At 68.8% G+C, this 26,115-nt stretch carries 31 protein-coding genes; 8 read left to right on the top strand and 23 right to left on the bottom strand.

The window, feature by feature from the left end; translation table 11 throughout:
• Nucleotide 1 precedes the first annotated feature (1 nt).
• Nucleotides 2-1,174, top strand: coding sequence for an exo-beta-N-acetylmuramidase NamZ family protein (locus ACWGO6_RS08005; RefSeq protein WP_452326398.1), 1,173 nt, complete (start codon nucleotides 2-4; stop codon nucleotides 1,172-1,174).
• 27 nt (nucleotides 1,175-1,201) lie between these two features.
• On the opposite strand, the gene ACWGO6_RS08000 is transcribed toward ACWGO6_RS08005, so the two are convergent.
• The 3 genes from ACWGO6_RS08000 to ACWGO6_RS07990 all read right to left on the bottom strand — a co-directional run bounded on the left by ACWGO6_RS08000 (nucleotide 1,202) and on the right by ACWGO6_RS07990 (nucleotide 3,666).
• Nucleotides 1,202-2,494 carry a type II toxin-antitoxin system HipA family toxin gene (locus ACWGO6_RS08000; protein WP_452326397.1) on the bottom strand — a complete coding sequence of 431 codons (1,293 nt, stop codon included), beginning with the start codon at nucleotides 2,492-2,494 and terminating at the stop codon, nucleotides 1,202-1,204.
• Nucleotides 2,491-2,775 (bottom strand): helix-turn-helix transcriptional regulator, encoded by a 285-nt coding sequence (locus ACWGO6_RS07995; protein WP_136041985.1) that lies wholly within the window; start codon nucleotides 2,773-2,775, stop codon nucleotides 2,491-2,493. Before ACWGO6_RS07995 ends, ACWGO6_RS08000 begins: the two co-directional genes overlap by 4 nt.
• 144 nt (nucleotides 2,776-2,919) lie before the next feature.
• Nucleotides 2,920-3,666 (bottom strand): DeoR/GlpR family DNA-binding transcription regulator, encoded by a 747-nt coding sequence (locus ACWGO6_RS07990; RefSeq protein ID WP_452326396.1) that lies wholly within the window; start codon nucleotides 3,664-3,666, stop codon nucleotides 2,920-2,922.
• A 54-nt stretch (nucleotides 3,667-3,720) separates the two neighbouring features.
• Between ACWGO6_RS07990 and ACWGO6_RS07985 the strand changes: the two genes are divergently transcribed.
• A complete protein-coding gene (locus ACWGO6_RS07985) occupies nucleotides 3,721-4,077 on the top strand; it encodes a DUF4406 domain-containing protein (protein WP_452326395.1) in 357 nt (118 codons plus the stop codon).
• A gap of 17 nt (nucleotides 4,078-4,094) precedes the next feature.
• Nucleotides 4,095-4,271, top strand: a complete 177-nt coding sequence (locus tag ACWGO6_RS07980) for a hypothetical protein (protein ID WP_166804669.1) — start codon at nucleotides 4,095-4,097, stop codon at nucleotides 4,269-4,271.
• Between the two features lie 39 nt (nucleotides 4,272-4,310).
• On the opposite strand, the gene ACWGO6_RS07975 is transcribed toward ACWGO6_RS07980, so the two are convergent.
• The 7 genes from ACWGO6_RS07975 to ACWGO6_RS07945 all read right to left on the bottom strand — a co-directional run bounded on the left by ACWGO6_RS07975 (nucleotide 4,311) and on the right by ACWGO6_RS07945 (nucleotide 9,363).
• Entirely contained in the window at nucleotides 4,311-4,853 is a 543-nt protein-coding gene (locus tag ACWGO6_RS07975; RefSeq protein ID WP_136041932.1) for a dihydrofolate reductase family protein, read from the bottom strand.
• Between the two features lie 98 nt (nucleotides 4,854-4,951).
• Nucleotides 4,952-6,337, bottom strand: a complete 1,386-nt coding sequence (locus ACWGO6_RS07970) for an LLM class flavin-dependent oxidoreductase (protein WP_136041931.1) — start codon at nucleotides 6,335-6,337, stop codon at nucleotides 4,952-4,954.
• 87 nt (nucleotides 6,338-6,424) lie between these two features.
• Nucleotides 6,425-6,685 carry a type II toxin-antitoxin system RelE family toxin gene (locus ACWGO6_RS07965; protein WP_136041930.1) on the bottom strand — a complete coding sequence of 87 codons (261 nt, stop codon included), beginning with the start codon at nucleotides 6,683-6,685 and terminating at the stop codon, nucleotides 6,425-6,427.
• Entirely contained in the window at nucleotides 6,682-6,930 is a 249-nt protein-coding gene (locus ACWGO6_RS07960; RefSeq protein ID WP_029264316.1) for a type II toxin-antitoxin system Phd/YefM family antitoxin, read from the bottom strand. The genes ACWGO6_RS07965 and ACWGO6_RS07960 overlap by 4 nt, the downstream gene beginning before the upstream one ends.
• Nucleotides 6,931-7,175: 245 nt before the next feature.
• On the bottom strand, nucleotides 7,176-7,889 hold the full coding sequence (pnuC, locus tag ACWGO6_RS07955) for a nicotinamide riboside transporter PnuC (protein ID WP_452326394.1): 714 nt from the start codon (nucleotides 7,887-7,889) through the stop codon (nucleotides 7,176-7,178).
• Nucleotides 7,890-7,891: 2 nt separating this feature from the next.
• Nucleotides 7,892-8,419 carry an N-acetyltransferase family protein gene (locus ACWGO6_RS07950; RefSeq protein WP_452326393.1) on the bottom strand — a complete coding sequence of 176 codons (528 nt, stop codon included), beginning with the start codon at nucleotides 8,417-8,419 and terminating at the stop codon, nucleotides 7,892-7,894.
• Nucleotides 8,420-8,445: 26 nt separating this feature from the next.
• On the bottom strand, nucleotides 8,446-9,363 hold the full coding sequence (locus tag ACWGO6_RS07945) for a DUF808 domain-containing protein (RefSeq protein WP_136041927.1): 918 nt from the start codon (nucleotides 9,361-9,363) through the stop codon (nucleotides 8,446-8,448).
• A 154-nt stretch (nucleotides 9,364-9,517) separates the two neighbouring features.
• On the opposite strand from ACWGO6_RS07945, the gene msrB reads away from it, so the two are divergent.
• Together msrB and msrA are read left to right on the top strand one after the other, a co-directional pair.
• On the top strand, nucleotides 9,518-10,006 hold the full coding sequence (msrB, locus tag ACWGO6_RS07940) for a peptide-methionine (R)-S-oxide reductase MsrB (RefSeq protein ID WP_452326392.1): 489 nt from the start codon (nucleotides 9,518-9,520) through the stop codon (nucleotides 10,004-10,006).
• Nucleotides 10,003-10,548: a peptide-methionine (S)-S-oxide reductase MsrA gene (msrA, locus tag ACWGO6_RS07935; protein WP_452326391.1), complete on the top strand. Its 546-nt coding sequence runs from the start codon at nucleotides 10,003-10,005 to the stop codon at nucleotides 10,546-10,548. The genes msrB and msrA overlap by 4 nt, the downstream gene beginning before the upstream one ends.
• Nucleotides 10,549-10,773: 225 nt before the next feature.
• Here the strand turns inward: msrA and ACWGO6_RS07930 are convergent, their stop codons facing one another.
• The 13 genes from ACWGO6_RS07930 to ACWGO6_RS07870 all read right to left on the bottom strand — a co-directional run bounded on the left by ACWGO6_RS07930 (nucleotide 10,774) and on the right by ACWGO6_RS07870 (nucleotide 23,475).
• On the bottom strand, nucleotides 10,774-11,574 hold the full coding sequence (locus ACWGO6_RS07930) for an alpha/beta fold hydrolase (protein WP_452326390.1): 801 nt from the start codon (nucleotides 11,572-11,574) through the stop codon (nucleotides 10,774-10,776).
• A gap of 138 nt (nucleotides 11,575-11,712) precedes the next feature.
• On the bottom strand, nucleotides 11,713-13,179 hold the full coding sequence (locus ACWGO6_RS07925; RefSeq protein WP_136041872.1) for a catalase: 1,467 nt from the start codon (nucleotides 13,177-13,179) through the stop codon (nucleotides 11,713-11,715).
• 66 nt (nucleotides 13,180-13,245) lie between these two features.
• On the bottom strand, nucleotides 13,246-13,668 hold the full coding sequence (locus tag ACWGO6_RS07920) for a Fur family transcriptional regulator (protein WP_029264333.1): 423 nt from the start codon (nucleotides 13,666-13,668) through the stop codon (nucleotides 13,246-13,248).
• Nucleotides 13,669-13,747: 79 nt separating this feature from the next.
• Complete coding sequence (locus tag ACWGO6_RS07915) at nucleotides 13,748-14,713, bottom strand: squalene cyclase (RefSeq protein ID WP_452326389.1); 966 nt, start codon at nucleotides 14,711-14,713, stop codon at nucleotides 13,748-13,750.
• A gap of 44 nt (nucleotides 14,714-14,757) precedes the next feature.
• Nucleotides 14,758-15,414: a histidine phosphatase family protein gene (locus ACWGO6_RS07910; protein ID WP_452326388.1), complete on the bottom strand. Its 657-nt coding sequence runs from the start codon at nucleotides 15,412-15,414 to the stop codon at nucleotides 14,758-14,760.
• A 47-nt stretch (nucleotides 15,415-15,461) separates the two neighbouring features.
• The gene (locus ACWGO6_RS07905) at nucleotides 15,462-16,433 is read right to left on the bottom strand and encodes a glycoside hydrolase family 130 protein (RefSeq protein ID WP_136041874.1); all 972 of its coding nucleotides are present in this window, start codon (nucleotides 16,431-16,433) and stop codon (nucleotides 15,462-15,464) included.
• Nucleotides 16,434-16,461: 28 nt separating this feature from the next.
• Complete coding sequence (locus ACWGO6_RS07900) at nucleotides 16,462-17,304, bottom strand: carbohydrate ABC transporter permease (RefSeq protein WP_376101483.1); 843 nt, start codon at nucleotides 17,302-17,304, stop codon at nucleotides 16,462-16,464.
• Nucleotides 17,301-18,197 carry a carbohydrate ABC transporter permease gene (locus tag ACWGO6_RS07895; RefSeq protein WP_376101481.1) on the bottom strand — a complete coding sequence of 299 codons (897 nt, stop codon included), beginning with the start codon at nucleotides 18,195-18,197 and terminating at the stop codon, nucleotides 17,301-17,303. The genes ACWGO6_RS07900 and ACWGO6_RS07895 overlap by 4 nt, the downstream gene beginning before the upstream one ends.
• Before the next feature lie 4 nt (nucleotides 18,198-18,201).
• Nucleotides 18,202-19,473, bottom strand: coding sequence for an extracellular solute-binding protein (locus tag ACWGO6_RS07890; protein WP_136041877.1), 1,272 nt, complete (start codon nucleotides 19,471-19,473; stop codon nucleotides 18,202-18,204).
• 38 nt (nucleotides 19,474-19,511) lie between these two features.
• Nucleotides 19,512-20,516 carry a LacI family DNA-binding transcriptional regulator gene (locus tag ACWGO6_RS07885; protein ID WP_452326387.1) on the bottom strand — a complete coding sequence of 335 codons (1,005 nt, stop codon included), beginning with the start codon at nucleotides 20,514-20,516 and terminating at the stop codon, nucleotides 19,512-19,514.
• A 286-nt stretch (nucleotides 20,517-20,802) separates the two neighbouring features.
• Nucleotides 20,803-21,723, bottom strand: a complete 921-nt coding sequence (locus ACWGO6_RS07880; protein ID WP_452326386.1) for a J domain-containing protein — start codon at nucleotides 21,721-21,723, stop codon at nucleotides 20,803-20,805.
• Nucleotides 21,724-21,804: 81 nt separating this feature from the next.
• Nucleotides 21,805-22,458 (bottom strand): IMPACT family protein, encoded by a 654-nt coding sequence (locus tag ACWGO6_RS07875; protein ID WP_452326385.1) that lies wholly within the window; start codon nucleotides 22,456-22,458, stop codon nucleotides 21,805-21,807.
• A gap of 30 nt (nucleotides 22,459-22,488) precedes the next feature.
• A complete protein-coding gene (locus ACWGO6_RS07870) occupies nucleotides 22,489-23,475 on the bottom strand; it encodes an aldo/keto reductase (RefSeq protein WP_452326384.1) in 987 nt (328 codons plus the stop codon).
• Between the two features lie 175 nt (nucleotides 23,476-23,650).
• On the opposite strand from ACWGO6_RS07870, the gene ACWGO6_RS07865 reads away from it, so the two are divergent.
• From ACWGO6_RS07865 to ACWGO6_RS07855, 3 genes are all read left to right on the top strand, one after another.
• Nucleotides 23,651-24,931: a sensor histidine kinase gene (locus ACWGO6_RS07865; protein ID WP_452326383.1), complete on the top strand. Its 1,281-nt coding sequence runs from the start codon at nucleotides 23,651-23,653 to the stop codon at nucleotides 24,929-24,931.
• Nucleotides 24,928-25,551 carry a response regulator gene (locus ACWGO6_RS07860; protein WP_452326382.1) on the top strand — a complete coding sequence of 208 codons (624 nt, stop codon included), beginning with the start codon at nucleotides 24,928-24,930 and terminating at the stop codon, nucleotides 25,549-25,551. The genes ACWGO6_RS07865 and ACWGO6_RS07860 overlap by 4 nt, the downstream gene beginning before the upstream one ends.
• 102 nt (nucleotides 25,552-25,653) lie before the next feature.
• Nucleotides 25,654-26,094, top strand: a complete 441-nt coding sequence (locus tag ACWGO6_RS07855; RefSeq protein WP_452326381.1) for a DUF2871 domain-containing protein — start codon at nucleotides 25,654-25,656, stop codon at nucleotides 26,092-26,094.
• Nucleotides 26,095-26,115 lie beyond the last annotated feature (21 nt).

The raw sequence follows: 26,115 nt of genomic DNA, 5'->3' as shown, positions 1-26,115 counted from the left end.
CATGCTTCTCGGCATCGACCGCCTGATCCGACGCGACATCCGGCCCGATCTGCTCGCGCGCCTGGAAGGGGGGCGCATCGGGATGGTCACGAACGACCTCGCGCTGACCTCCGACCTCCGCCGCGGGCGGCAGCCGCTGGCCGAGACCGGCTGGCGGTTCACTCGGCTTTTCGGGCCCGAGCACGGGCTCAGCGGACGCGCGCGAGAGGGCGAACTGGTCGAGGACCTCGTCGATCCGGTCACCGGCGTCGAGGTGCGCAGCCTCTACGGCGACGCGGTGCGCCCTGCCGCGTCCGACCTCGCCGATCTCGACGTGCTGCTGATCGATCTGCCCGACGTCGGTGCCCGGTTCTACACGTACATCTGGACGATGAGTCATGTGCTCGAGGCCTGCGCCGATGCCGGTGTGGCGGTCGTGGTGCTCGACCGTCCGAACCCGATCGGTGGCCGGCTCGACCGAGCGGAGGGTCCGATGCTCGACGAGCGGGCGCAGTCCCTGGTGGGGCGCTGGAGCATGCCGATCCGTCACGGGCTCACGATCGGCGAGCTGGCCCGCCACTGGGTGCGGACGCGCGGGATCGATGTCGAGCTGGAAGTCGTCACGGTGGAGGGGTGGTACCGAGATGCGGCTCGCCGCGTGGATGAGGGCACCTGGATGCCGCCGTCCCCGAACCTCCCCAGCCCCACGACGGCCCTGCTCTACCCCGGCACCTGCCTGGCGGAGGGCGTGAACGTCTCGGAGGGACGAAGCACCGCCGTGCCGTTCCGGGTGATCGCGGCGCCCTTCATCGACGCGGAGCGCTACGCCGCAGCCATCGTGGCAGCCGAGCTTCCCGGTATCGCCGCGGTTCCTTACGGCTTCACGCCGCTGGTGCGTGATCACGCCGGAGACGCCTGCGAGGGAGTGATCCTGCACGTCACGGATGCCGAGGCGCTGCGTCCCGTGCGCACGGGTGTGCGTCTGCTGTCGCTGATCGAGGAGGTCCACCCCGGGGCACTCGAGGAGCGCTCTCTCGTGCCCATGCCCGGGGAGTCCGACTGGACCCCGCTCGAGAAGCTCTTCGGAGTGAAGGGGGCATTCGCGCAGATCATCGGCGGCGAATGGGATGATCCCGCACGACTCGCCGTTCCCGGGTGGAGGGATGCCGTCGCCGAGGATCTGCTCTACGTCTGACGTTCTCGGACGCTTCGCCCCCGTCGGTCAGAGCGCGATGGTGTCCAGTCGTGTGCCGACCTCAACGGTGCGCTCGTCGGGCAGACCCGCCTCGGCCGCGAACTCGGGCCAACGCTTCACCGCAGCCTCGATTTCGCGGACGATCCTGCGGTGGCCGGGGACCTCGAAGGTCTCGCCCACGGCATGGAGATCATCGCGGGTGATCGCATCGAACTTGCCGTTCACGCTCATCAGGTGCTTCGCCGTCCAGGGCGAGGTCGGGTCGTAGGCAAAGGTGATGTCGTACGCCGGCGACGCCGTCCAGGCGCCGCTCTGATCCATGAGGAAGGAGTGGTTCTTGGAGTGGTCGTCGTTATTGCTCGCGAGGACGTTGAACACCATACGGCGGAACAGTTGTGCGGTGTTATCGACGCCGAGTTCGGCGGCGACCGTGAACAGCGAGGCATAGTCGTTGGTCTCGATCGCGTTGAAGTCGATCGCCGCGATCGCGCAGAGCGACTGCATGTGCAGGCGATCGCCGCCCGTCCCCGGTCGGTCGAACCGACGTGTGATGAAGTGCGCTCGTCCGCCTTCCTCGAGGAGGCGGCATTCGCTCATCTCCACGCCTGCGGCGGTGGCCATCAGGTAATACGCGAACTCAGTGCGGCCGTAGCTCCTGGCCTGGCCGAGCTGGTTGTCCACTCCGACACCGTCGAACTTCAACAGCCACTGCTCGAACCCGGGAGGCGCGGTGATGCCACCGGCGCGCATCTCGCCGGTGGCGGTGTTCCAGGCAATTACTGCTTTGGCTCGGGCGCCACCAGCGGACGTGCCGACCTGGATCAGCTCGTTCAGCGACTCGGTCGTCACGGCCGGGCTGTCGAGTTCTCCTCGGAGGGCTGCGCGGGCGGCCTCGACGAGGTGATTCATCTCCACGGCGGTGTGCTGCGCGCGTGGGGAGGAGTCAGGGGCGAAGGTGAGTGCGCCCATCCCTCGCTTGCCGACATAGGCGAGGCGGTCGATAGCGCTGATCTCGCTGGGAAGCACACCTTCGCGGGCGAGGACGCTGTCGATGATGCCGTTGCCGAAACGGTCAGGCACGGAGTCGGCCAACATCGGTGGCAGTCCCTGGTATGTCTGCTCGTTGAGGCCAGGGAAGCTGAAGACGCGCTGCGCCCTCCGCGGTAAGGAGGTCGGCATGAGGATGGGAGCGAGTTCGATGCCGCGGCGGCGCCAGGACGGGGCGTACTCGAAGGCGTAGGCGCGACCGGAGGGGGCCACGGCGCCGACGAGTTCATCCCAGATGTAGACGCGGAGAACCTCGACGCGCGTGTAGGTCACGAGGTCTTCCTCGAGGCCCGCTGGGGCTCCTGGCGTCCTTCTGCTTCTCGAGCGAGAGCCAGCGGACTCACCGCGGGCGCGGGCTCCAGGGTCTCGAGCCAATCGTCACGCCCGAGGGCACGGAGCACCTTGAACAGCGTGGTCAGGGTCGACCCCTGGCCCTTCTCGAGCTTCATCAGCGTCGTGGGGCTGATGTTCGCGGCATCCGCCAGCGCGCGTTGGTCGATGTCTTCGAGCAGTCGCGCGCGCCTGATCTGTGCGCCAAACTCCGCTTCGTTCATAATCACCGCATTTCCGTTGATTAATGACGATTCTACTCATAAACCACAGAAATATACTGATTATGCCTGGGGAAAGAGCCTGAAGTGGTCGCGACGTCGATCCGGCGCGCGCTGTGTCACATCGCCTGGACCCTGGAGCCGGGGTCAGCCTTGGCCGGTCAGTGCAGTGACCTCCTCGATGAGCGGGTTGGTGTCGGTCGGGTCGGTGATGATCGCGGTGACGGTGTCGAGCGCCAGGACGGGATAGCGCGCGACGGCGCCGATCTTCTCCTCGCTCGCGAGCACGATCGTCGCGGTACAGCGCGAGGCCAGCGCTCGCTTGGTGACGGCATCGTCGAGTTCGCCGGTGGTGATGCCGCGTTCGGGATCGATGCCGGTGGCGCCGAGGAAGAACGTGTCGGCTGCGAGGTGCTGGATGGCCTCCATCGCCAGGCCGCCGCCGGCCACGAGTGAGTGTCGGGAGAGCTCGCCGCCGATCATGATCACCCGGGCGTCCGAGTGCTCCGCCACTGCGAGGGCGACGGCCGGGCTTGCTGTGATCACCGTGAGGCCCGTGCCTGTGGGCAGCATCCGGGCCATGGCGAGCGTGGTCGTGCCGGCATCGAGGACGATCGTCGAGCCGGGCCGGATGGTCGCCACGGCCGCACGTGCGACGCGCTCCTTGCTCTCGGTCGCCAAGTCGGCGCGTTCGCGAACCGGGGGCTCCGGGGCGGGGATCGGGAGGGCGCCGCCGTAGACGCGTAGGAGCTTTCCCTCGTCGGCGAGTTCCCGCAGGTCGCGTCGGATCGCGTCCTCCGACACCCCGAGCTCATCGGCGACGGTCTTGGCCACCACTCGTCCGTCACGGTCGAGGAGGGCGAGCAGGTGGTCTTTGCGTTGCGCGGCCAGCATATGTTTTCTCCCGAAGTTGCACGTTCTTGCATGATTCAGACTACAGTCATCTCCATGACAAAACCACTCCTGATCCTGATCGCCGGCCCCTACCGCTCTGGGACGAACGGCGACCCCGACCTCATCGCTCAGAACCTCGCTCGACTCGAAGAGGCCTCCGGCCCGATCTTCCGCCTCGGCCATGTGCCGATGATCGGGGAGTGGGTCGCGCTTCCGATCCTGCGCACGCTCGATGCCACCGAAGCCGGCGACGGCGACGTCATGTACGAGACGGCGCACCGGCTGCTGCAGCACTGCGACGCCGTGCTGCGCCTGCCCGGCGAGTCGGCGGGCGCAGACAAGGACGTCGAGATCGCGCAGCGGCGCGGGCTGCCCGTCTATCGGTCGCTCGACGAGATCCCGGCAGCGTGACTCCGTAGGCTGGAGGTATGACCAAGAACATCTGGACCATCCTCGGCGTCGTCCTCGCCGTCGTGATCGCCTGGTGGATCGTGAGCGCGCTGTTCTCGGTGCTCGCGTTCATCTTCAAGCTCGCGATCGTCGCGGTCGTCGCCGTGGTGGTGTTCCTCGTTCTGCGCGGGATCTTCAGCCGCAGCGACGACTGACGGCGCGGCCCCCGTCGGACGCGTTCTCGGCGAGAGTCTCTAGCGAAGGACGCGGTAGCGAAGGTGGGTCTCGCTCGCGAAGGCCGACGTCTCGAGGCGTTCCAGTTCGATGCGCTGCCCGAGCCCGGCGAACAGCGAGATGCCGTCGCCCAGCAGGACCGGCGCGACGTCGAGGTGGAGTTCGTCGACGAGTCCGAGCTGGAGACACTGTCGCGAGATGCTCCCTCCGAGCAGGCTGACCCACTTGTCGCCGGCCGCCTGTGTGGCTGACTCGACCGCCTGGGCGATGTCGTCGACCACGAAGGTGTACGTGATCCCGTCGCGTTCGATCGGCGGGTGATCGGTGTGGGTCATGAGGTACACCGGCACCTTGAGCATGCCGCCGTAGGGGATCTCTCCGTCGTCGATGGTCTGCGTCTTGTTCGCCCCGCCGACGATGGCGCCGATGTTCTTCATGACGTTCTCGACGACGACATCGTCTTCGGGAGCAGAGGGGCGGCCGAACATCCAGTCGACTCCGCCGTCCGCATCCGCCAAGAACCCGTCGAGGGTCACCGTCGCATGGACGATCACTCGAGCCATGGCCTGCTCCTTCCGTGGAGGTGCGTCAGGTGACTTATCTACGGAGGGTATCGAGTCGGGAGTCCGGTGTCAGCGAACCCTCAATCGGAGCACTGCGATCAGGCGCTCGGTGCGAACGCTCCGACGCGGTACTTCGCGGCGCGGTGCGTGTCCTGCACGCGGTCGCCCTTGCCTTGCAGCTTGTTGCGCAAGGTGCCCGGTGCGTACTCGTCCGGGTAGACGCCGCGCTCGCGCAGCACCGGGATCACGTGCTCGATGACGTCCTGCCAGGTGCCGGGGGTGACCGCGTAGGCGAGGTTGAAGCCGTCGATGTCGGTCTCCTCCACCCACGACTGCAACTCGTCGGCGATCTCGACGCCGGAACCGACGATCGTGGGACCGAGGCCGCCGATGGCGTTGTGGCGCCCGAAGTCGCCGACGGTCCATTCGCGGCCGAGGTCGGCCTCTTCCTTCAGGTGCTGAAGCACCGACTGGATCGCGTTCGACTCGACGTTCCCGACCGGCTCGTCCTCGGCGTACTGCGAGAGGTCGACGCCCATCCAGCCCGACATGAAGGTGAGCGCGCCCTCGGGGCTCGCGTACGAGAGGTACTCGGCGTGCTTCGCGGTCGCCTCCTCGCTCGTCGCAGCAGTGATCACCGTGAGCAGTGTGTAGATGCGAGCGTCGTAGCGGTCGCGTCCGGCCGCTTCCAGGGCGTCGCGGATGCGCTTGACGGTGCCGGCGAGCACCTCCTTCGACGGCGCCGCGACGAAGATTGCTTCGGCGTTCTCGGCCGCGAACTTCACTCCGCGCGGGCTCGCGCCGGCCTGGTAGATCACCGGCGTACGCTGCGGCGACGGCTCGGAGATGTGGATGCCGGGAACGCTGAAGTGCTTCCCCTCATGCCCGACCGGGTGCACCTTCGACGGGTCGGTGAAGATGCCCCGCTCGCGGTCCTCGACCACGGCGTCGTCTTCCCACGAGCCCTCCCAGAGCTTGTAGAGCACCTCGACGTACTCGTCCGCGTGGTCGTAGCGGTCGTCGTGCGCGAGCTGATCCTCCTGGCCCATGTTGCGGGCGGCACTGGGCAGGTATCCGGTCACGACGTTCCAGCCGATCCGCCCCTGGGTCAGGTGGTCGAGCGTGCTCAGCCGACGGGCGAACGGATAGGGGTGCTCGAACGCGGTGCCCGCCGTGATGCCGAAGCCCAGGTTCTCGGTGACCGCGGCCATCGCGCTCACCAGCAGGATCGGGTCGTTCACCGGCACCTGGGCGCCGTTGCGGATCGCGGCTTCGTTCGTGCCGCCGTAGACGTCGTAGGTGCCGAGGACGTCGGCGATGAAGATCCCGTCGAAGGTCGCGCTCTCCAGCAGCTTCGCAAGGTCGGTCCAGTACGAGATCGTGTTGTACTGCCGGGACCGGTCGTCGGGGTGCCGCCACAGGCCGGACGACTGGTGGGCGACGCAGTTCATGTCGAAGGCGTTGAAGCGGATCTGACGGGTCATGCCCCCATGAAAGGCGAAGGGTGCCGGGTGGGTCCAGGGCCGCCGACACGCACGGACACATTCCGGGGTGGATGTCGGGGAGGCTGGTCAGCGCTCGTAGACGTCCCGCCGATGGCCCAGCGTGACGACCGCGGCGACGACGAGCACGTCATCGTCGATCGTGTAGATGATGCGGTAGTTCCCGACGCGGACGCGGAGTCCGTTGCGTCCCTGCAGAGCCTTCGCTCCTGGCGGGCGGGGGTTCTCGCCGAGCAGGGCGATGGCACCGCGGATCCGGTCGCGATCCTGATGGTCGACCTTCTTCAATGCTCGAACGGCAGCGGGGCGCAGTTCGATCCGATAGCTCACGTCCAGCCCAGGTCGGCCTTCACCTGATCCCAGGGGATGTCCGGGCCTTCTTCTGCCATCGCCTCGTCGAACGCGGCCACGTCTTCGGCGTCTTCGAGTGCCTCGATCATCCGCTCGTACTGCTCCGGGCTGACCACGACTGCGGCACGCTGACCGCGTCGCTCGATGAACACGGCCTCCTCCTGGGAGCGGGCGATGACCGTCGAGAGGTTGTTGCGCGCGTCGGCGACGCTGATCGTGGACATGGGCTAATTGTACATCTCAAGGTGTGAGATGTACATGACGGGCTCACGACCCATCCCCGCGGGCTCTACCCTTGACTGGTGACCGACGAGACCGTGACCGCCCAGCGTCTGGTGCGCCGCTTCGCCCGCGACACCAACCTGCTCGTGTCGGGTCGGGACTTCGCGGTCGTCGGGACGGATGCCGTGCGGAGTTCCTCGCGCGCGTCCGGCACTGAGCGCCGGCGGCGGTTCCGGCGACGGCGTTCTCAGGCGAGCTCGTCGTCTTCCGGGCGCCGCGGATTCGGATCGGGCGGCAGGATCACGACCGGATGCGCGGCACTGCGCTGCGCCCGCCACCAGATCACGAACCCGATCGCGGTGAAGACGCCGTAGAAGACGTACATGAAGCCGGTCGCGTAGTAGCCGGAGCTGAACAGCAGCGGCACGCCGACGACGTCGACAGCGATCCAGATGAGCCAGAACTCGGTCCAGCCCTTGGCCATGCCGTAGGTGGCGAGCAGCGAGCCGACGAAGGTCCAGGCGTCGGCCCACACCGGCTCCCACGAGCCCAGCGCGCGGAACAGCGGGGTCAGCGCGACGGTGCCGACGACCATCCCGACCACCAGACCGATGCGTGCCCCCGTCGGCGCCCACCTCGGCACGATCTGTCCACCGTCGGCCTTGCGCCAGCGCACCCATCCGTAGATCGCGACGGCGATGAACATGATCTGCCGCCCTGCTTGACCCAGCAGATGCGGCAGCGAGGGGTCGGGGCTGAGCGCGGACCCGAGGAAGACGGTCAGCAGCAGCAGGTTGCCGATGATGCCGACCGGCCAGGCCCAGATCTTCCGACGCATGCCGCCGAGCGCACTCGCCAGGCCGAACGCATTGCCCACGACCTCACGGACGAGGAGTGTCTGCCCGCCGGGAAGCGTCCAGTTCGAGTTGAAGGCGTCGACGAACCACTGCAGCAGATCCATGGTCAGGATGCTGCGCCGGGTTCGGCGCGGTCGTCGAGCACGAGCTGGAGCATGCTCAGGTCGAGCCAGCGCCCGAACTTGGCCCCGACCTGCGGCATCCGTCCGACCTCGACGAAGCCGAGGCGCTGGTGCAGCGCGATGGAGGCGGCGTTCCCGCTCTCGATGCCCGCGATCATGACGTGCAGCCCCGCGGCGCGGGCGCGGTCGACGAGCGCGGCCATCAGCGCGGTGCCGATACCCCGGCCGTGCTGACCGTCGAGGACGTACACGGAGTGCTCGACCGTGTGCCGGTAGCCGCTGTGCGGACGCCACTGCGCATACGACGCGTACCCCAGCACCCCGGAGTCGTCGACGGCGACGATCACCGGGTAGCCGCGGGAGGTGCGGTCGGCGAGCCAGGCGACGCGGTCGGCGAGGTCGACGGCGTCCTCGTTCCAGATCGCGGTGGTGTGCAGCACCGCATGGTTGTGGATCGCGGTGATCGTCTCGAGGTCTGCGGTCTCCGCGTCCCTGATTCGGACGGCTGTCATCGGCGGGTGGTCTCTCTTCTGCTGCGTCAGACGTGCACGTCGGCGGGGGATTCCTCGCCCTCGTGGAAGTTCGGCTTCTTGCCGAACAGCTTCGCGATCCCCAGGATGATCCCGACGATGAGCAGCCCCAGGATGAGACCGGCGATCGCGGAGATGATCGTGTCGACGATCCAGACGACGACCGGACCGAGGTTGTGGAGCGCGTGCTCCACTCCGTGCAGCACGTCGACCGGGAAGTGCCAGCCGACCTCGCCCAGGTTCACGAGCACGAGGTGTCCACCGACCCAGAGCATGGCGACCGTGCCGAGGATGCTGATGAAGCGGAACACCGCGGGCATGGAACGCACGATCCGGGTGCCGGTGTGCCGTACGCGACGCACCGGGTTCTTCGCCATCTTCAGCCCGATGTCGTCGATCTTCACGAGCAGCGCGACGGCGCCGTAGACGACACCCGTCATCAGGAGTGCGATAACGGCGAGGATGGCGAGCGTCGCCCAGATGTCGAGACCCTTCTCCAGGCTCGCCAGCGAGATGAGCATGATCTCGGTCGAGAGGATCAGGTCGGTGCGCACCGCACCCAGGACGAGCTTCTTCTCGTCACGGGCGCCCTCGTCGGCGTGGCCGTGCTGCACGCCGAACCACTCCAGCACCTTCTCGGCGCCCTCGAAGCACAGGTACGCGCCGCCCAGGATCAGCAGATACGGCAGCACCCACGGGGCGAACGCGGTGAGGAGCAGCGCCGCCGGGATGATGATGAGGAACTTGTTCGCGAGCGAGCCGAGCGCGATCTTGCCGACGACCGGCAGCTCACGCGCGGGCGTGATGCCCTGCACGTACTGCGGGGTGACCGCGGCATCGTCGATCACGACACCCGCCGCCTTGGCCGAGGCCTTCATCGCGGCGCTCAGGATGTCGTCGACGACGGCGAGCAGTCCAACGGACATGTGATTCCCCTCGGGCGGTGTGCAGTGCGGAGGCAACTCTATCGAGTCCGCAGAAACTCACAGCGCGCTCCCAGCCCTGAGGGACCAAAACAGCGCCGTCCGCGGTTCTTCTCTGTGACGCCGCAGCCAGCGACGTCGGACAAGGAGTCAGATCATGTCGAACGACTACGGCAAGACCCCCGAGGCCGTCAGTGGCCTCACGAACCTGCAGTACGAGGTGACCCAGCAGGACGCGACCGAACCGCCGTTCCGTAACGCGTACTGGAACAACCACGACGACGGCATATACGTCGACGTCGTCTCGGGCGAGCCGTTGTTCTCGTCGACCGACAAGTTCGACAGCGGAACCGGATGGCCCAGCTTCACCAAGCCCATCGAGGCGGATGCCGTCACGACGCGCACCGATCGCTCGCTGTTCATGAAGCGCACCGAAGCGCGCTCCGCGAACGCCGACAGCCACCTCGGCCATGTCTTCGACGACGGACCCCGCGACGAAGGCGGGCTCCGCTACTGCATGAACTCCGCGGCCCTGCGCTTCGTCCCGGCTGACAGGCTGGAGGAGGAGGGGTACGGTCGCTACAGTCCCCTCTTCGCGAAGACGCCCGAAACCCCCACCACCGACATCTCTGAGGAGCAGTCATGACCGACACCGGAACCATCACCCGCACGCCCGGGACCGAGACGGCCGTCCTCGCCGGCGGCTGTTTCTGGGGCATGGAAGACCTGATCCGCCGCCAGCCCGGCGTGATCAGCACCCGCGTCGGGTACACCGGCGGCTCGAACGACCACGCGACCTACCGCAACCACCCCGGCCACGCCGAGGCCGTGGAGATCGTGTTCGACCCGACGAAGACGACGTACCGCGACATCCTCGCGTTCTTCTTCCAGATCCACGATCCGTCCACGAAGGACCGTCAGGGCAACGACATCGGCTCGAGCTACCGCTCGGCGATCTTCCCGCTCTCCCCTGAGCAGGAGACGGTCGCGCGTGACACGATCGCCGACGTCGACGCCTCGGGCCTGTGGCCGGGCAAGGCCGTCACCACGATCGAACCTGAGGGTCCGTTCTGGGAGGCCGAGGAAGAGCACCAGGACTACCTGATCAAGTACCCCAACGGCTACACCTGCCACTTCCCGCGCGCGGGATGGGTGCTGCCGAAGCGCGCGGAGAGCTCCGCCGTCTAGGCCTGCGTCCCGAGCCTGGCGGGCATCCGTTCCGGCCTGGGCGCTGACCTCGTGTGAGGTGTATGGCCTGCCGACGGGTGTCCGTCGCTCACACGGAGTGAAGGAGAACTCACGGAATGAAGGAGTGGATGCCGCATCCGCTCCTTCATTCCGTGCGAACTCCTTCGCAACGGGCGGAGGGGCGGACGGACGGACGGGCGGACGGGCAGACGGGCGGGCCGGCGGCTACGCCTCGCCAAGGAAAGCCAGCGCCGCTTCCTTGAAGTCCCGCGAGCCCGGAGCGTTGAAGTGGTTCCGGTTCGGGATCTCGAAGAAGCGACCGTCGGGGGCGGCGGACGCCAGCGCCCGTGAGCCCTCGATGATGGCATCCTTCGACCCCGTGGCGAACAGGATCGGCCGGGTCGGGGCATCCGAAGGGTCGGGGTCGATCATGCCCGACGACCGCATGCCCTCCGCGAGCGCGACCAGCGCCTGCAGGTCGTTGCCGGGCACCCGCTCCGTCAGCGCGATGTAGTTCTGCGTCGTGGGGTCTTCGACGGGAGTGCCGTCGGCGATGTACGCGCGGACCTGGTCCAGGTCGAGACGGGCCAGGGGGATGCCGTCCGGCACTCCGCCGAGTACCGCCCGCCCGATGCGGTGCGGCAGCTCGCGCACCACCTCCCAGCCCACCCGGGCGCCCAGCGAGTAGCCGACGTAGAACGCGTCGTCCACGAGATACGTGTCCATCACGGTCTCGACATCCGTCACCAGAGTTCGGATGCGGTAGCCCTCCGGGTCGTGCGGCTTCTCGCTGCGCCCGTGCCCGCGCTGGTCGAGCGCGAGCACGCGGTAGCCGGCGCGCGTGAGTTCGCGCACCCAGCCCGTGAGGACCCAGTTGTCGCGGGCGCTCGACGCGAAGCCGTGCACGATCACCACGACCGGGGCGTCGAACTCGCCCCAGGTGTAGGTCGCCAGCCGTGTGCCGTCCGCGGCGTACACGTGCTGAGGGTCGGGCATGCTGGTCAGGTCGGAGAGGGGGGTGGCCACCCCTCCATCTTGGCCCTGTTCCTGCGCGGTGGCCCCGGTGCAACCCCGAGACCCCGCCCTGACGCCGAGACCCCCTCCTGCCGACGTGGGCAGGAGGGGGTCTCGGCGCGAAGACGGGGTCTCAGCGGATGACGCGGATCAGACCCGATCCCGCAGGGCTGCGCCGAGCTCGGCATCCACGTTGGTCCAGTACTGGAAGAACCGCTCGCGGATGTCGTCGACAGTGATCGAGCGGCCCTGACCGGTCAGGGTCTCCAGGAAGCGGGCGCGCTGCTCCCCGTCGAACACCTCGCGGTAGAGCGTTCCCGCCTGCCCGAAGTCGTCGTCCTCGGCGTGCAGGGTGGCGGCGGAGCGTACGAGCTCTCCGTCGGCCTCCCAGTTCGCCTCGTGCGCCACGGTCGGATCTGCTTCCGGGCCCCCGGCCGTGCCGAACGAGTTCGGGTGGTAGGTGCGGTGCGCGGCGTCGTTGAACTGGTACCGCATCGAACCCTCGTGCTGGTAGTTGCGCGACTCGGCGGCGTGCGGCTGGTTCACCGGCAGCTGGTTGTAGTTCGGGCCGATGCGGTGGCGCTGCGCATCCGGGTAGGCGAAGATACGACCCATCAGCATCTTGTCCGGCGACAGGCCCGTGCCCGGCACCTGATTGCCCGGCGTGAAGCCCGCCTGCTCGATCTGAGCGAAGAAGTTCTCCGGGTTCCGGTTGAGGGTCAGCGTGCCGACCTTGATGCGCGGGTAGTCCTTGAGCGAGATGGTCTTCGTGAGGTCGAACGGGTTGAAGCGATAGTCCTTCGCCTCGCCGTACGGCATGATCTGCACGTAGAGGTCCCAGGAGGGGTGCTCGCCGCGGGCGATCGCGTCGAACAGGTCGCGACGGTAGTGGTCGGCGTCGGATCCGGCGAGCTGCTGCGCCTCTTCGGCACCCATCGCCTCGACGCCCTGGTGGGACACGAAGTGGTACCGCATCCAGAACAGCTCACCGGCGGCGTTCACCCACGAGAAGGTGTGCGAGCCGTACCCGTTCATGTGCCGCCAGCTGCGCGGGAGGCCGCGGTCGCCCATGAGGTAGGTCACCTGGTGTGCGGTCTCGGGCGAGAGCGTCCAGAAGTCCCACTGCATGTCGGGGTCGCGCAGGCCCGAGTCGCCGAGGCGCTTCTGCGAGTGGATGAAATCGGGGAACTTCATCGCATCGCGCAGGAAGAACGTCGGGGTGTTGTTGCCGACGATGTCGAGGTTGCCCTCTTCCGAGTACAGCCGCAGCGAGAAGCCGCGCACGTCGCGCCAGGTGTCGGGGGAGCCCTGCTCGCCGGCGACCGATGAGAAGCGGATCAGCGCCTCGCTCTTCGCGCCCGGCTGGAACACGGCCGCCCGCGTGAACTGCGACACGTCTTCGGTGACGACGAACTCTCCGAACGCGCCGCCGCCCTTCGCGTGCGGGTTCCGCTCCGGCACACGCTCACGGTTGAACGCCGCGATCTTCTCGACCAGGTAGTGGTCGTGCAGGACCGTGGGGCCATCCGGGCCGACCGTCAGCGAGTGCTCGTCGCTCACGATCGGGGTGCCGGCCTGGGTCGTGGTGGCCGGACGGCCGGGAACAGGGTTCGTCATGGTTCTCTCCTTCTGCGCGCAGGCGCGACGAATACACCCATCCGCGGATGGGCGATCGGCGAGCGGCTATTGCGCGGCGTTCTGGCAGCTGGGGCAGAGGCCCCAGAAGGTGACCTCGGCGGTCTGGACGGTGAATCCGCCCGTCGAGGACGGGGTGAGACACGGCGCTTCGCCGACCACGCAGTCCACATCGCCGACCGCACCGCAGGAGGTGCAGACGACGTGGTGGTGGTTGTCGTCGATGCGCCGCTCGTAGAGCGCCGCGGAGCCTGCCGGTTCGATCCGGCGGATGAGGCCCGCCGTCGTCAGGTCCGCGAGGATGTTGTGCACCGACTGGATCGACGTGGTCGGCAGCACTTCGGACACGGCGCGGTAGACCCGCTCCGCATCCGTATGGGCCATGGAGTCCAGAGCCTCGAGAACGGCGACGCGGCCCGCTGTCGCACGCAGCCCGGCAACGCGAAGCGCCGAGTCGAGTTCCGTCTCCATGGTTCGAGCATACCCGTTCATTTGAATAACTCAAAAGAACGCATATCGGGATGCTGCCCCGCGCCGGTGATCTCGCGGCTCAGGCGCGTCCGGCCCAGTCGAGCACGCGGGTGCCGATCAGCGTGAGCCAGCGGGAGGGGTGGCCCTCCCCGACGTCGACGGGAAACCAGGTGCGACCGGCGAGCGGAGTGCTCTGCACCCACGTGCCGTCCGCCCGTCGCGCGGCCCGCACCAGCTCGACGGCATCCGCGATCCGCTCGTCGGGGTCGACGCCCTCGACGAGCGACACCTCTCGGAAGTGGTCCAGGGCCGTCAGCGCGCTGTATCGGTGACGACTCGGATACACGAAGCGCCCCACGAACGGACCGACCTGCTCGCCGGTCGACTCGCGGTACAGCAGCCGCCGCCGCAGCAGGTACTCCTCGCCCGAGTGCCGCGCCTCGCGCAGCGACGTGTCGCCGGTGAGCCGCTCATAGGCGAGCATCCCGCGCAGGGCGTTGAGCGTGGAGTGGAACGACGACCGCACCGAGTCGCCCTCCTCCGCCTCGCAGTTCCACCCGCCGTCCTCCAGGCGGTGGGCCGGGAACCAGCGGGCGAGGGCTGCGACGTCCGCTCCCAGCCACGCGCCGTTCGCCAGCGTGTACGCGTTGATGCACACGTCGACCTCGCCGCCCCAGTAGGGCAGGTCCTCGTACTCCCACCGGCTGTTCCGCGCCAGACGCTCCGCGGTGTCGCCGAGCACATCGGCATCCACTCCCCACTCGCGCAGAGCGTTCAGCGACCAGGTCGTGGCCGTCCACGGCTGCCCCGGCTCCTCTGCCTCCGGGCTGCCGAAGAAGCCCGCCGGGAAGTAGGCGCCTCCTGCCCACTGGCCGTCGTCGTCCTGCCGCGCGAGGAGGGCGGCGCCGAATCCCTCGGTCGCCACCCGGGCGCGCGTCGCCTGCCACACCTCTTCGGGCTCGTGGAGCAGGTCGCGCTCCACCTGCCAGCGCAGCGCGGGGTCCCCGTCGAGCAGCCAATCCGTCGTCTCGGTCGCGATCGCCATGCGGGCACGCTACTCCTCGGTGCGACGGACCGACACCCGTCCGATCAGGATTCGGCCGGTGCCGAAGGCAGCTCGGGGCCGTAGTTCCACGACAGGATCGCGGGCTGCTCGCGCGCGAAGCCGAGCACCGAGACCGATCCGGCATCCAAGCTGATCTGGGCGCCGAACCGCGGAGCGAGTCGCAGGTACACCGCCGTCAGGATGCGCAGGAAGTGGCCGTGCGCCACCAGCGCGACATCGCCCTGCGCCATCGCCGGCAGCACCCGGGTGAGCACCCGCGACGCCCGCGCGGCGACCTCTTCCACGGTCTCCCCGGGGGTGCTCCCGGGGATCACACCGTGGGAGAACGTGCTCCAGCCGTAGCCGAGTTCCGCGCGGATGTCCTTCGTCGTGCGGCCCTCGTATCCGCCGTAATCCCACTCCACGAGGAGGGGGTCGATCTCGGCGTGCAGGCCCGCGAGCTCCGCGGTTCGCTGCGCCCGCACGAGGGGAGAGGTCAGGATGAGCGAGAAGTCGTAGTCCGCCACCAGGGCGCCGGCGCGGCGGGCCAGATCCTCCCCGCGCGCCGTGAGGGGGATGTCGGTGAGCCCGGTGTGTCTGCCGGCCCTGGACCATTCGGTCTCGCCGTGGCGCAGGAGGACCAGCTTTCCGGACGGTGCTTCGGAGACGGGGTGTTCGACGATCGATTCGCGTGCAGGCACAACGACACCGTAACCCGCGCCGGCCCCCTCCGCGGCCTCAGCCCCGGTCAGGTGCGCAGCGCCCGGCCCCACGGCTCGGCCGGATCGTGAATCGCCACGGCCAGCGTCGTGTCGGACTGACCGTAGTACGCGAACCACTTGTCCTGGAACTTCACGAGCCCCTCCACGAAGGTCACGTTCGAGACGAGCCCGTGCATGTCCTCGAACGTCTGTGGGCGCAGCCAGGGCTCCTGCAGCCGCGCGATGACCTTGGTCGGCTCATCCGGATCGATCGCGATCTGCCCGCAGCGGTAGTCGACGTCGACTGTGCCGTCCTCGTGCACGACCCGGGTGGCGCCGTTCGTGAGGAACAGCAGCAGGCCGTTGTCGGTGACGACGGGTGAGGTGCCGATCTCGACCAGCGCCTCGTCCCAGGTGCCCGGCGTGGGCGAGTACATCGGCTCGGTGTCGGCGGTGCCCGGAGTCCAGTGGATCAGGTCGTCGCTGGTCGCCCAGTAGATCGCGCCCTCGCCGAAGTACATCCACCACTTGCCGTGCATCCGCTGCGGCACGATCACACCCGCCTTGGACCAGTTGAACCCGCGCGGGTCCATGGTCTTGAAGGTGTCGAAGTCGTCGAACAGCGGACCGTGCTTGGTCCACGTGCGCAGGTCGGTCGAGGTCGCCAGGCACAGCTGCGCGCTCCGTCGATCCCAGCCCGTGTACGTGAGGTAGTAGGTGCCGTCGATCAGCGCGATACGCGGGTCTTCGCAGCCGTACGTCTCGTAGTCCTCCGAGGGGGAGAGGATCGGCGCATCCTCGCGCGTGAAGTTCACGCCGTCGCTCGATCGGGCGATGCCGATGTGGGAGATGATGTCGTCGGCGTGCGCCCGGTAGAGCAGCACCACCTCGTCGCCGTCGACGAGCGCCGCCGGGTTGTAGAGGTTGGCCGACTCCCAGCTGGCGCCGCGCGGACGCAGGATCGGGTTGCCCTCGAACGGGACGAACGGACCGAGGGGGAAGGATGCTCCGGTGAACATGGATGCCCTTTCTGGCTGAGTTGCGGGGTCAGCCCTTGACGGCTGCACCGAGGTCGGTGGCGCGGAAGAACCGCTGGAAGACGATGAACAGGATCACGACGGGGAATGCGAGCGCCGCGGCACCCGCGAGGATCGCGCCGTTCGGGTTCGCGGTGGACTGCGCGACGTTGGAGATGTAGTTCGCGAGGGAGACGGCCAGCGGCTGCAGGCTCGCATCCTTCGTGATGAGGAAGGGCCAGAGGAACTCGTTCCACGGCCCGATGAAGGTGACGAGCACGACGGTCACGAGCACCGGCTTGATCAGCGGGATCGCGACCGACGTCAGCAGGCGGATCTCGCCGGCGCCGTCGATGCGCGCGGCCTCGAAGATCTCCACGGGCAGTGCCTTGAAGAACTGCACGAAGATGAACACCGCCGTCGTGTTGATCAGGAACGGCAGGATCATGCCCAGATACGAGTCGCCGAGGCCGTAGCTTCGGGTGATCTGCACGTAGAGCGGGATCATCAGCAGCTGGAACGGCACCATCTGCACGAGCAGCATCAGCACCCAGATCACGCCCCGCCCGCGGAAGTCGAGGCGCGCGATCGCGTAGCCGGCGAGCAGGCCGAACACGACCGTGCCCAGCAGCACGCCGGCCGTGAAGATCAGCGAGTTCAGCAGCGAGCCGACCAGATCGATGCGCGAGTCGATCGCGACGAAGTTGTCGACGGTCCATCCGCCGGTCGGGAACAGCTCGCTCGGGGAGTTCGTCGGACTCTCCTGGAACGCCCCCACGATCATGAAGTAGAACGGGAAGGCGAAGCCGATGGCCGCGATCGTGAGCAGGATGATGCTCAGGATGCGGGGCAGTGAACGCTTCTTTCGCATCATCGCTCCCTGGTCGCGCGGTTGGCCGCCAGCGACAGCATGCCGACGAGGACCACGAGGATCATGCCGATGGCTGCTGCGGTGTCGGGGTTCTGCTGCTGGATGCCCAGCTGGTAGATGAGCAGCACCGGCGTGGTCGATGCGCCGTCAGGGCCGCCGCCGTTGGTGAGCAGGTAGGGCTCGGTGAACAGGTTGGCCCCGGTGATGATCGACAGGATCAGCACCAGGGTCGTGGCGCTGCGCACGCCGGGGATCGTCACGTGACGGAACCGCGAGAGCACCCCGGCGCCGTCGGTCTCGGCCGATTCGTACAGCTCCCTGGGCACGTTCTGCAGCGCGGCCAGGTACAGCAGGATGTAGAACCCGAGCTGCTTCCAGGTCACGTAGAGCGCGATCATCGGCATCGCGAGTCCGCTGTTCACGAGCCACGACGGATCGGGGGCGAGCGGCCCGAGGATCGTGTTGATCAAGCCGTTGCCCGAGAACAGCAGCATCCACACGCCCACGAGCGAGACGCTCGCCGTCAGGTACGGCACGTAGAACGCGACCCGGTACGCCGCGACCCACCGGATGCCGGTGTTCAGGGCCGCCGCGAGCACGAGCGCGAGCACGGCCGTGAGCGGCACATTGATGACCAGGAAGATCAGGGTGTTGCGGAAGGATCCGAGCACCCGGGGGTCGGTGAGCACCGTGACGAAGTTGTCGAAGCCGACGAACGGCCGCTCGACCTCGGTGCCCGGTGCCGTGAAGAAGTAGTCGTGGAAGGCGATGTAGACCGCGAACGCGAGCGGGTACGCGAAGATCGCGAGCACGAACACGAAGTACGGCAGCGCGAACAGGCCGCCGATGGGTTGCGCACCCAGCCATCGGGTGCGCAACCGCTTTCGGTCGGTCATGACGTCACTCGGCGACGAGGTCATCGATCTTCGACGCGGCGTTGCCGAGGAAGTCGTCGATCGACTCCTTGTCGAAGATCACGGCGGAGGAGTACTCGTCACGGAAGGCCTGCCACGCCTCGACCGAGTTAGGGATGCTGGGCACGTCGGCCGTCTTCTCCGCCTGCTCGGCGAACGCGACGTAGTTGGGGTTGGCGTCGAAGTAGTCGCCGTAGGTGTCGGTGAGATCGGTGCGCATCGGCATCTGCCCGGTGGCCTCGAGAAGCTGTCCGTCGCTCTCCTCGCTCGTCGAGAACTTCAGGAACTCCCACGCCGTGCCCTGGTTCTCGCACGCCGTGAACATCGACACGCTCTTGGAGTCGGCGAAGGTGGTCGGGTTCTCCCGACCGTCGCTGGTCGGCACCGGCATGAAGCCGACGTCGACCGTCTCGGCGTACGACGGGATCGCCCACGGGCCGGCGAGCTGCATCGCGGTGGTGCCGGCCGACATCGCGTCGTCGGTGGAGGCCTCGTTCGGCGAGAGCTTCTCGTCGTAGAAAGTCTTCCAGAACTCGGACACGGTGCGTCCGGCATCCGAATCGAACGTGGACTTGCCGTCTTCGACCAGCATCGTGCCGTCGGTCTCGGCGAGATACAGCGGGTAGAAGTCGAACCACGGCTGATAGAACTCGCTGGTCGGCGCGGGCCAGATGGCGCTCTGCACCCCGGAGTCGACGATCGCGCGCGATCCCTCCAGGAAGGCGTCGTACGTGTTCATCTGCGGGTTCTCCGGGTCGATGCCCGCCGCCTCGAACAGTGCCTTGTTGTACATGACCATGACCGGGTTCGACTTCCAGGGCAGCTGGTAGAAGCTGTCGTCGGTCGCGTACGCGTCGACGTCGCCGCCGCGCTCGGTGATGTAGTCGCTGCCGCCCTCGATGCTGCTGAGGTCGACGAGTCCACCCTGCTTGACCCAGCCCGAGACCGCAGCCGGTGCCACGTTGTACACGAGGCAGGGCGCGGTTCCGGCGGTGATCGCGGCGGTGATGGCCTCTTCCGACGACGAGCCGGCCGGGATCTCCTGGGCGTTCACCTTCTCGTCGGGGTGCTCCTTGTTCCAGGCGTCCACGACGGCCTTGCCCCAGGCGACCTCCTGCTCGTTGTTCGAGAGCCAGACGTCGATGGGCCCGGTGCCGGACGCTTCGCCCTCCCCTCCGCCACCTCCTCCGCCGGAGCATCCGGTGGCGATGAGCGCGACGGCGCCGATGAGTGCGACAGCACTGATCTTCTTGTTCATGGTGTCCTCCTCGACACGGTGGGTGATGACTGGGCGAGTTATGCGGTTGCGGGTGCCGCTGTGCTCTCGCGGAAGTGCACGACGTTGCAATCGACGATCTCGGTGCGCGGCTCCGCCCCGAGGATGTCGGCCTGCAGCAGTCGGGCAGCGGCGCGACCTCGCGCGGCCGGATCCGATGAGACGCTGGTCAGCGCGGGGGAGAGATGGGCGGAGAGGTGGTCGTCGTCGAACCCGGAGATCGCGAGGTCGCGCGGGATCGCGAGACCCTGCGATCGCGCGTAGGACAGCCCGGCGATGGCCATGGTGTCGTTCGAGTAGAGGATCGCGGTCGGGCGTTCTGGCAGGGCGAGGAGCTCGGCCGTGCGGGTGCGTCCGCTCGCCGCGGTGAAGTCGCCCTCGCGGAGCAGCTCGTCGTCGCCGATCGCCTCGACGAACGCCTCTGCGCGCGCCTTCGAGTGCACGTAGTCGAGCGGCCCGGAGACGTGGGCGATGCGCTCGTGGCCGTCGGCGCGGAGCCGGGCGATGATCTCGCGCACCGGCGCGGCGTCGTCGGTGCGGACGCACGAGAACCGGGTCGGCTGGTCGTAGGCGCCGACCAGCACCGTAGGCAGGCCCAGGTCGTCGAGGAACGGCACGCGCCAGTCGTCGGTGCGCAGGTCGAGCAGCAGGGCGCCGTCGGCGCGGCCGTGGGTGAGGGTGCGGTAGGCCCGCTCCTCGGCGGCGCGGTCGGGCACGACCTGGAGCAGGAGCGCCGTCTCGGTCGTGGCGAGCACGGACTCGACGCCGGCGATGAAGGCGGGGAAGAAGGAGTCGTTCGCAATGACCTCGGGGTCGCGGGCCAGCACCACGGCGATGGCGTTGGCGCGTCGGGTGGCGAGGGCGCGTGCGCTCTGACTCGGCACCCAGTTGAGCTTCTCGGCGGCGGCGAGCACCTTCGCCCGGGTCTCCTCGGAGATCGGGCGATTGCCGCTGAGCGCGTGGGAGACGGTGGCCTTGGTCACGCCGGCCTCGCGGGCGACATCGGCGATGGTCGTGCGGCTCACAGCCACCTCCTCGTGGACCTGGACGCACCGAGATGTTCATCGGTGAACCGGTTTGATGAGTGTAAACCGGTTTGACGGTGACTGTCAACGGATGTCGCCGCCGGACCGGTCGGTCGACAGTCCGGGTCGGCGGCGGACGATTCGCCGATGTGGTGACGATTCGCCGAGGAATCCCTCCGGATCTCTCGGTGAATCGTCCGGGACTCCGCGGATCGTCGGGGCCGGCCGGGGCCGGCCGGAGTCGGGCCGGGCCGGAGTCGGGGCCGGGGCCGGGGCCAGGGCCGGGTCAGACGAAGCGGACGGTCTGCTGCAGCCGGGTGCGCACGTCGAACAGCTCGTTGCCGCCGATCGCCCGTGCCTGCGGAACGCCCTGACGCAGCACCATCGCCAGCGCGCTGCGCCGCACCACCACGACCGGGACGCCCCGGGTCGTGCCCAGCGGGGTGACCGCCTGGGAGAGGTCATCGTCGGGCAGCGCGATGATCGCTCCGCCGAACTTGACGCGGGCGGCCTTGGCGACCGTGCGCATGCGGCCGAGCGCGGCGGTGACGGGCGCGCGGGTGCCGAGGCTCGGGCCCGTGATCTCACCGCGGCGGAAGCCGACCATTCCGCCGAAGTCCTCCGACATCACGCCGTACAGTCCCGAGGGGCCGAGCACCACGTGGTCGAGCTTGTCGTCGGCATCGGCTCCGGCGGCGACGTCGTGCCACACCGTGTAGCCCATACCGAGGTCGGAGACCGTGCGCGCCGTGGCCTCTTCCGCCAGGGCATCGGCGAGGAGCCGGCGCAGATCCCGCGGCGCCGAGCGCACGAGTGCGGGGTCGTAGGGGTCGGGGACCTCGACACCGCGGCCGGCCCATTCGCGGATGAGGGTGAGATAGCGCTCGCGCCGCCAACCGCCGGGGTGGCCGTACGACCGGGCACGGGGCCGGGTGTCGGTGCGGGTCGGCGGTGGCCGCCATCCGCTCCACTCGGAGCCGGCCTCGTGGGTCACACCCGTCCGGCGGTCGTAGGCGGCACGTCCTTCCGCGGTGCCGACCAGTTCCCAGGCGCGCTGCACCTGGATGAAGACCGCCGCGTCGCCGCCGGTGTCGGGATGCGTCTGACGCAGGCGCAGACGGTAGGCGCGGCGCAGCTCGACGTCGTCGACGCCGGGGTCGACCTCGAGGATCTCGTAGGCCGAAGCCGAGAGCGGACTGTCGAACATCGCTCTCCCTCCGCGACCGCGGCATCCAGGATATCCGCCGATCCTTGTGGTTTCGCCGATCCCGATTCGAACGCGATGGTGTCAGTCGGGGACGTCGACGATGCGCTCGAAGCCGAGGATGGGGACGACCGAACCGGCGGATGCCGCGGCCAGGTCGGCGGTGAGGCGAGCGAGCTCGTCCTCGGGCGCCCACAGCTCGAGGGTGACGGTCGCCGCGTATGTCGGCTCGCCCAGCGTCGCGCCGTGATGCGACGCCCAGTCGCGCAGCAGGTTGTCGAAGCGCCCGGCATCCGCATGCGGAACCTCGAGCGTCACCTGCCGGAGCGCCGCGCGACGCACGAGAGCGGCCAGGTCGAGAGCCTCCGACACCGCCGAGGAGTACGCGCGCACGAGGCCGCCCGCCCCGAGCTTCACGCCGCCGAAGTACCGGGTCACGACCGCGACGACGTCGGTCAGCTCGCGGCGACGCAGCACCTCGAGCATCGGGACACCCGCGGTGCCGGAGGGCTCGCCGTCATCCGACGACCGCGCCTGGTCGCCGAGCAGCCCGGTGACCATCGCGGTGCAGTTGTGGTTCGCATCCCACGCGCGCTTGCGGATGCCGGCGATGACCGCCTCGGCCTGTTCGACCGACGAGACGGGCTCGATGCGGGTGAGGAAGCGCGACTTGCGGATGACGGTCTCGTGCTCGACAGCCGCCGCGATGGTCGCGGGGTAGCTGCGGGCGGAGGTCACCCGCCTCACGATACCGAGGCCGCCGGGGGCTCAACGGTCGACGAAGGCCATCTGCTGCGGGTTGTAGCGGTCGCCTGCCACGCCGATCCGCGTGGCGAGTGCCGACAGATCGGCGACCTCGTCGGCGGAGAGCGCGACGGCGGTGCTGCCCGCGTTCTCGGCGATGCGCGCGGTGCGCCGGGTGCCGGGGATGGGCACGATCCACGGCTGCTGCGCGAGCAGCCAGGCGAGAGCGATCTGACCGGGGGTGGCCTCCTTCGCTGCGGCCAGCTCGGCGACGTGTGCCACGAGCGCCTGGTTCGCCGCCCGGTTCTCGGCCGTGAAGCGCGGGATGGTGGCGCGGATGTCGCCGGCCGCGAAGTCTGCCGCGGTGTCGACCGTGCCGGTCAGGAACCCCTTGCCGAGCGGGCTGAAGGGCACGAATCCGATGCCGAGCTCGGCGAGCACCGGAAGGATCTCTGCCTCGGGCTCGCGGGTCCACAGCGAGTATTCGCTCTGGAGCGCCGTGACCGGGTGCACGGCGTGAGCGCGGCGGATGGTCGCTGCCGAGGCCTCGGAGAGCCCGAAGTGGCGCACCTTGCCCTCGGCGATCAGCTCGCCCACGGTGCCGGCGACGTCTTCGATCGGCACCGCCGGGTCGACACGGTGCTGGTAGAAGAGGTCGATCACGTCGGTGCGCAGACTCCGCAGCGACGCCTCGGCCACGCGGCGGATCTGCTCGGGGCGGCTGTTCAGCCCGACGCTCTTGCCGTCTTCGATGTCCCACCCGAACTTGGTGGCGATGACGACCTCGTCGCGGATCGGCTCGAGCGCCTCGCCGACGAGTTCCTCGTTCACGTACGGGCCGTACACCTCGGCGGTGTCGAAGAAGTCGACACCGTGGTCGACCGCCGAGCGCAGCACCGCGATCATGTCGTCGCGGCTGCCGGGGTTCGGACCGTAGCTCTGCGACATCCCCATGCAGCCGAGTCCGATCGCCGAGACCTGGAGTCCCTGTCCGAGAGTGCGAGTGTGCATGAGCTGTCCCTTCGTCGTGGCCGCGAATCCGATCGGCGGCCGTGGAACCGACGCTACGCGCGGCGTCCGCGGCGAGGGAGGGCCTGACGGAACCCCGCTGGCCGGAGCCTCCCTGGCCACCCGGATCGATCGAACGATGGAGGCGCGCGTGGCCCGTCGGGGGAAGAATGTCAGCATGCCGCCCGCCGAGTCGCCGTCCACCGCGTCGCCGGTCCGCGGCACCCCGCGCACGTGGGCGAGCCTGGTCGGATCCATCCGCATCGGTCAGGCCGTCATCACGGTGGTGCTGCTTATGGTCGGCGCATGGCGTGCGGCCGTCGACGGTGTGCCGCTGCCGTGGGTCCTCGCGCTCTCGCTCGTCTTCCTCGGTTGGTACGGCGGAGGGCTGCTGCTCAGCGAGCGCATTTCCGACCGCCGTCTGGCCACCTGGTGGTTGCTCGGGCTCACGCTCATCTGGCTCGGAGCGGTCGTCGTCTCGCCGGAGTTCGTATGGCTGGCTTTCCCGCTCTGGCTGCTCGCCGGATTCGTGATGCGGCTGCGATGGGCGCTGCTGCTGAGCATCGCGATCCTCGCGGTCGTCGTGACCGCCCCGCTGCTCCACACCGGCGGGACGAGCTACGCGAACGTGATCGGACCTCTGGTGGGCGGCGTCTTCGCCCTCGGGATCTCCCGCGGGTACCTCGAGCTCGTGCGCGACGGGCGCGAGCGTCGTCGGCTGATCGCCTCGCTCGTGGCGACGCAGGAGGAGATGGCCGCCCTGCAGGATGAGCTCGCCCGCACTCAGCGCGAGTCCGGGGCCAGTGAGGAGCGCACCCGGGTCTCGCGCGACATCCACGACACGGTCGCCCAGAGTGTGTCGTCGATCGGGATGCTGGCGCGCTCGGCGCTGGAGGCGGACGATCCGGCGCAGCGCACCCGCGCCCTCGAGCAGATCGGGGCGCTCGCCGCGGAGGGGATGGCCGATGTGCGACGCATCGTGAACGCGCTGATGCCGGCCGAACTCGAATCCACGGCTCTCGGCGACGCCCTCGCCCGGATGCTGGACCGTCTCGCCGACGAGACCGGGATCGCGACGACCCTGCACGCCGACGATGACCTGCCGTCGCTTGGCCTCGACGTCGAGGTGGCACTGCTGCGGACGGCGCAGTCGGCTCTCGCGAACGTCCGCTCGCACGCATCCGCGTCGCGCGTGGTGGTGACCCTGGCCGATGCCGGGGATGCGGTGCGACTCGACATCGTCGATGACGGGATCGGCTTCGACGCGACGCGGTGGGATGCTCAGGGTGGGGTGGCCGGGCAGGGCGGCGGCTACGGGCTGCGCTCGATGCGCGCGCGGCTTCGGGAGCTCGGCGGCGGGCTCGACGTGGAGAGCGCCCCGGGCGACGGGACCGCGCTCTCGGCGCACGTTCCGTTCGGCGGCCCTGCGCAGGCGCGATGGAGCGGAGGGGAGGGGTGACCGCGGTGCGTGTGCTGCTCGTCGACGACCACCCCATCGTCCGCGCCGGAGTGCGCTCGCTGTTCGACCGTCGCGATGACGTCGAGGTGGTCGGCGAGGCGACATCCGGCGAAGAGGCCGTCGCCCTCGCGCGGCACCTGCACCCCGACGTGGTGCTCTGCGACCTGCGGCTCGGCGAGGGTATGGACGGCGTGCAGACGACGGCGGCGCTGCGCGCGCAGCATCCGGCCCCCGCGGTGCTGATCCTGACGACGTTCGACCGCGACGCCGAGATCCTCGGCGCGATCGAGGCGGGAGCCGCCGGCTACCTGCTCAAGGACGTGGCGCCGGACGAGATCGTGCGGGCGATCCGGCAGGCAGCGTCCGGCGGACTCGTGCTCAGTCCCGAGCTCAGCGAGCGGGTCGTGCAGGTCATGCGCGCACCGCGGGTGCGGCTCACGGACCGGGAGCTCGACGTGCTGCGGCTGCTCGACACGGGCGCATCGAACCGCGAGATCGCGAAGACCCTGTTCGTGACCGAGGCGACCGTGAAGACGCACCTCGTGCACGTGTTCGAGAAGCTCGGCGCCGACAGCCGCGCCCGTGCCATCGCGATCGCCCGCGACACCGGGCTCCTCTGAGGCGAGTTTCCTCAGTCCCAGGATCGCCGCGCATCTCAACCGTTCGATGGATCCCGGCCGAGGCCGCTGCGCCGAGGCTGGAATCAGACCGAAAGGAACCCGATGCGCCGCCTCTTCTCCGCTGCGTTCGCCTACATGCTGGTGGGCGTCGCCTCCGGACTCTTCTACCGGGAGTTCACCAAGATCAACGACTTCCCCGAGGGGGAGTCGACGCAGCTGGGGCTCGTGCACACGCACCTGCTCGTGCTCGGCTTCGTCGTGCTGCTGATCGTCCTGCTGCTGGAGAAGGTGTTCGCGCTCTCCGAGAGCCGCCTGTTCAGCTGGTTCTTCTGGCTGTACAACGCGGGCCTCGTGCTGACGTCGGCCATGATGGTCTGGCACGGCTGCCTCACGGTGCTCGGCCAGGAGTCGTCGAGCATGATCGCCGGCATCGCCGGGATGGGGCACATCCTGCTCAGCGCCGGCATGGTGCTGCTGTTCCTCGCCCTGCGCAAGCGCCTGTTCGCCGCCGCACCCGCCGCACCCGCCGCCGTCGCGGCCTGACCTGACTCGAGGCCGCCCGAG

The sequence above is a fragment of the Microbacterium sp. NPDC055665 genome (assembly GCF_053618035.1).
This window is presented reverse-complemented; position numbering and strand designations above follow the sequence as displayed.

What these genes read in the sequence shown, in the direction of transcription:
- ACWGO6_RS07915 (WP_452326389.1), bottom strand. Translation starts at nt 14,713, where the DNA reads ATGGCGATCGCGACCGAGACGACGGATTGGCTGCTCGACGGGGACCCC.
- ACWGO6_RS07920 (WP_029264333.1), bottom strand. Translation starts at nt 13,668, where the DNA reads ATGGAGACGGAACTCGACTCGGCGCTTCGCGTTGCCGGGCTGCGTGCG.
- ACWGO6_RS07975 (WP_136041932.1), bottom strand. Translation starts at nt 4,853, where the DNA reads ATGGCTCGAGTGATCGTCCATGCGACGGTGACCCTCGACGGGTTCTTG.
- ACWGO6_RS07855 (WP_452326381.1), top strand. Translation starts at nt 25,654, where the DNA reads ATGCGCCGCCTCTTCTCCGCTGCGTTCGCCTACATGCTGGTGGGCGTC.
- ACWGO6_RS07945 (WP_136041927.1), bottom strand. Translation starts at nt 9,363, where the DNA reads ATGTCCGTTGGACTGCTCGCCGTCGTCGACGACATCCTGAGCGCCGCG.
- ACWGO6_RS07880 (WP_452326386.1), bottom strand. Translation starts at nt 21,723, where the DNA reads ATGTTCGACAGTCCGCTCTCGGCTTCGGCCTACGAGATCCTCGAGGTC.
- ACWGO6_RS08005 (WP_452326398.1), top strand. Translation starts at nt 2, where the DNA reads ATGCTTCTCGGCATCGACCGCCTGATCCGACGCGACATCCGGCCCGAT.
- ACWGO6_RS07980 (WP_166804669.1), top strand. Translation starts at nt 4,095, where the DNA reads ATGACCAAGAACATCTGGACCATCCTCGGCGTCGTCCTCGCCGTCGTG.
- ACWGO6_RS07905 (WP_136041874.1), bottom strand. Translation starts at nt 16,433, where the DNA reads ATGTTCACCGGAGCATCCTTCCCCCTCGGTCCGTTCGTCCCGTTCGAG.
- ACWGO6_RS07895 (WP_376101481.1), bottom strand. Translation starts at nt 18,197, where the DNA reads ATGACCGACCGAAAGCGGTTGCGCACCCGATGGCTGGGTGCGCAACCC.
- ACWGO6_RS07985 (WP_452326395.1), top strand. Translation starts at nt 3,721, where the DNA reads ATGACAAAACCACTCCTGATCCTGATCGCCGGCCCCTACCGCTCTGGG.
- ACWGO6_RS07990 (WP_452326396.1), bottom strand. Translation starts at nt 3,666, where the DNA reads ATGCTGGCCGCGCAACGCAAAGACCACCTGCTCGCCCTCCTCGACCGT.
- ACWGO6_RS07925 (WP_136041872.1), bottom strand. Translation starts at nt 13,179, where the DNA reads ATGACGAACCCTGTTCCCGGCCGTCCGGCCACCACGACCCAGGCCGGC.
- ACWGO6_RS07890 (WP_136041877.1), bottom strand. Translation starts at nt 19,473, where the DNA reads ATGAACAAGAAGATCAGTGCTGTCGCACTCATCGGCGCCGTCGCGCTC.
- ACWGO6_RS07950 (WP_452326393.1), bottom strand. Translation starts at nt 8,419, where the DNA reads ATGACAGCCGTCCGAATCAGGGACGCGGAGACCGCAGACCTCGAGACG.
- ACWGO6_RS07900 (WP_376101483.1), bottom strand. Translation starts at nt 17,304, where the DNA reads ATGATGCGAAAGAAGCGTTCACTGCCCCGCATCCTGAGCATCATCCTG.
- pnuC (WP_452326394.1), bottom strand. Translation starts at nt 7,889, where the DNA reads ATGGATCTGCTGCAGTGGTTCGTCGACGCCTTCAACTCGAACTGGACG.
- ACWGO6_RS07865 (WP_452326383.1), top strand. Translation starts at nt 23,651, where the DNA reads ATGCCGCCCGCCGAGTCGCCGTCCACCGCGTCGCCGGTCCGCGGCACC.
- msrA (WP_452326391.1), top strand. Translation starts at nt 10,003, where the DNA reads ATGACCGACACCGGAACCATCACCCGCACGCCCGGGACCGAGACGGCC.
- ACWGO6_RS07960 (WP_029264316.1), bottom strand. Translation starts at nt 6,930, where the DNA reads ATGTCCACGATCAGCGTCGCCGACGCGCGCAACAACCTCTCGACGGTC.
- ACWGO6_RS07870 (WP_452326384.1), bottom strand. Translation starts at nt 23,475, where the DNA reads ATGCACACTCGCACTCTCGGACAGGGACTCCAGGTCTCGGCGATCGGA.
- ACWGO6_RS07970 (WP_136041931.1), bottom strand. Translation starts at nt 6,337, where the DNA reads ATGACCCGTCAGATCCGCTTCAACGCCTTCGACATGAACTGCGTCGCC.
- msrB (WP_452326392.1), top strand. Translation starts at nt 9,518, where the DNA reads ATGTCGAACGACTACGGCAAGACCCCCGAGGCCGTCAGTGGCCTCACG.
- ACWGO6_RS07995 (WP_136041985.1), bottom strand. Translation starts at nt 2,775, where the DNA reads ATGAACGAAGCGGAGTTTGGCGCACAGATCAGGCGCGCGCGACTGCTC.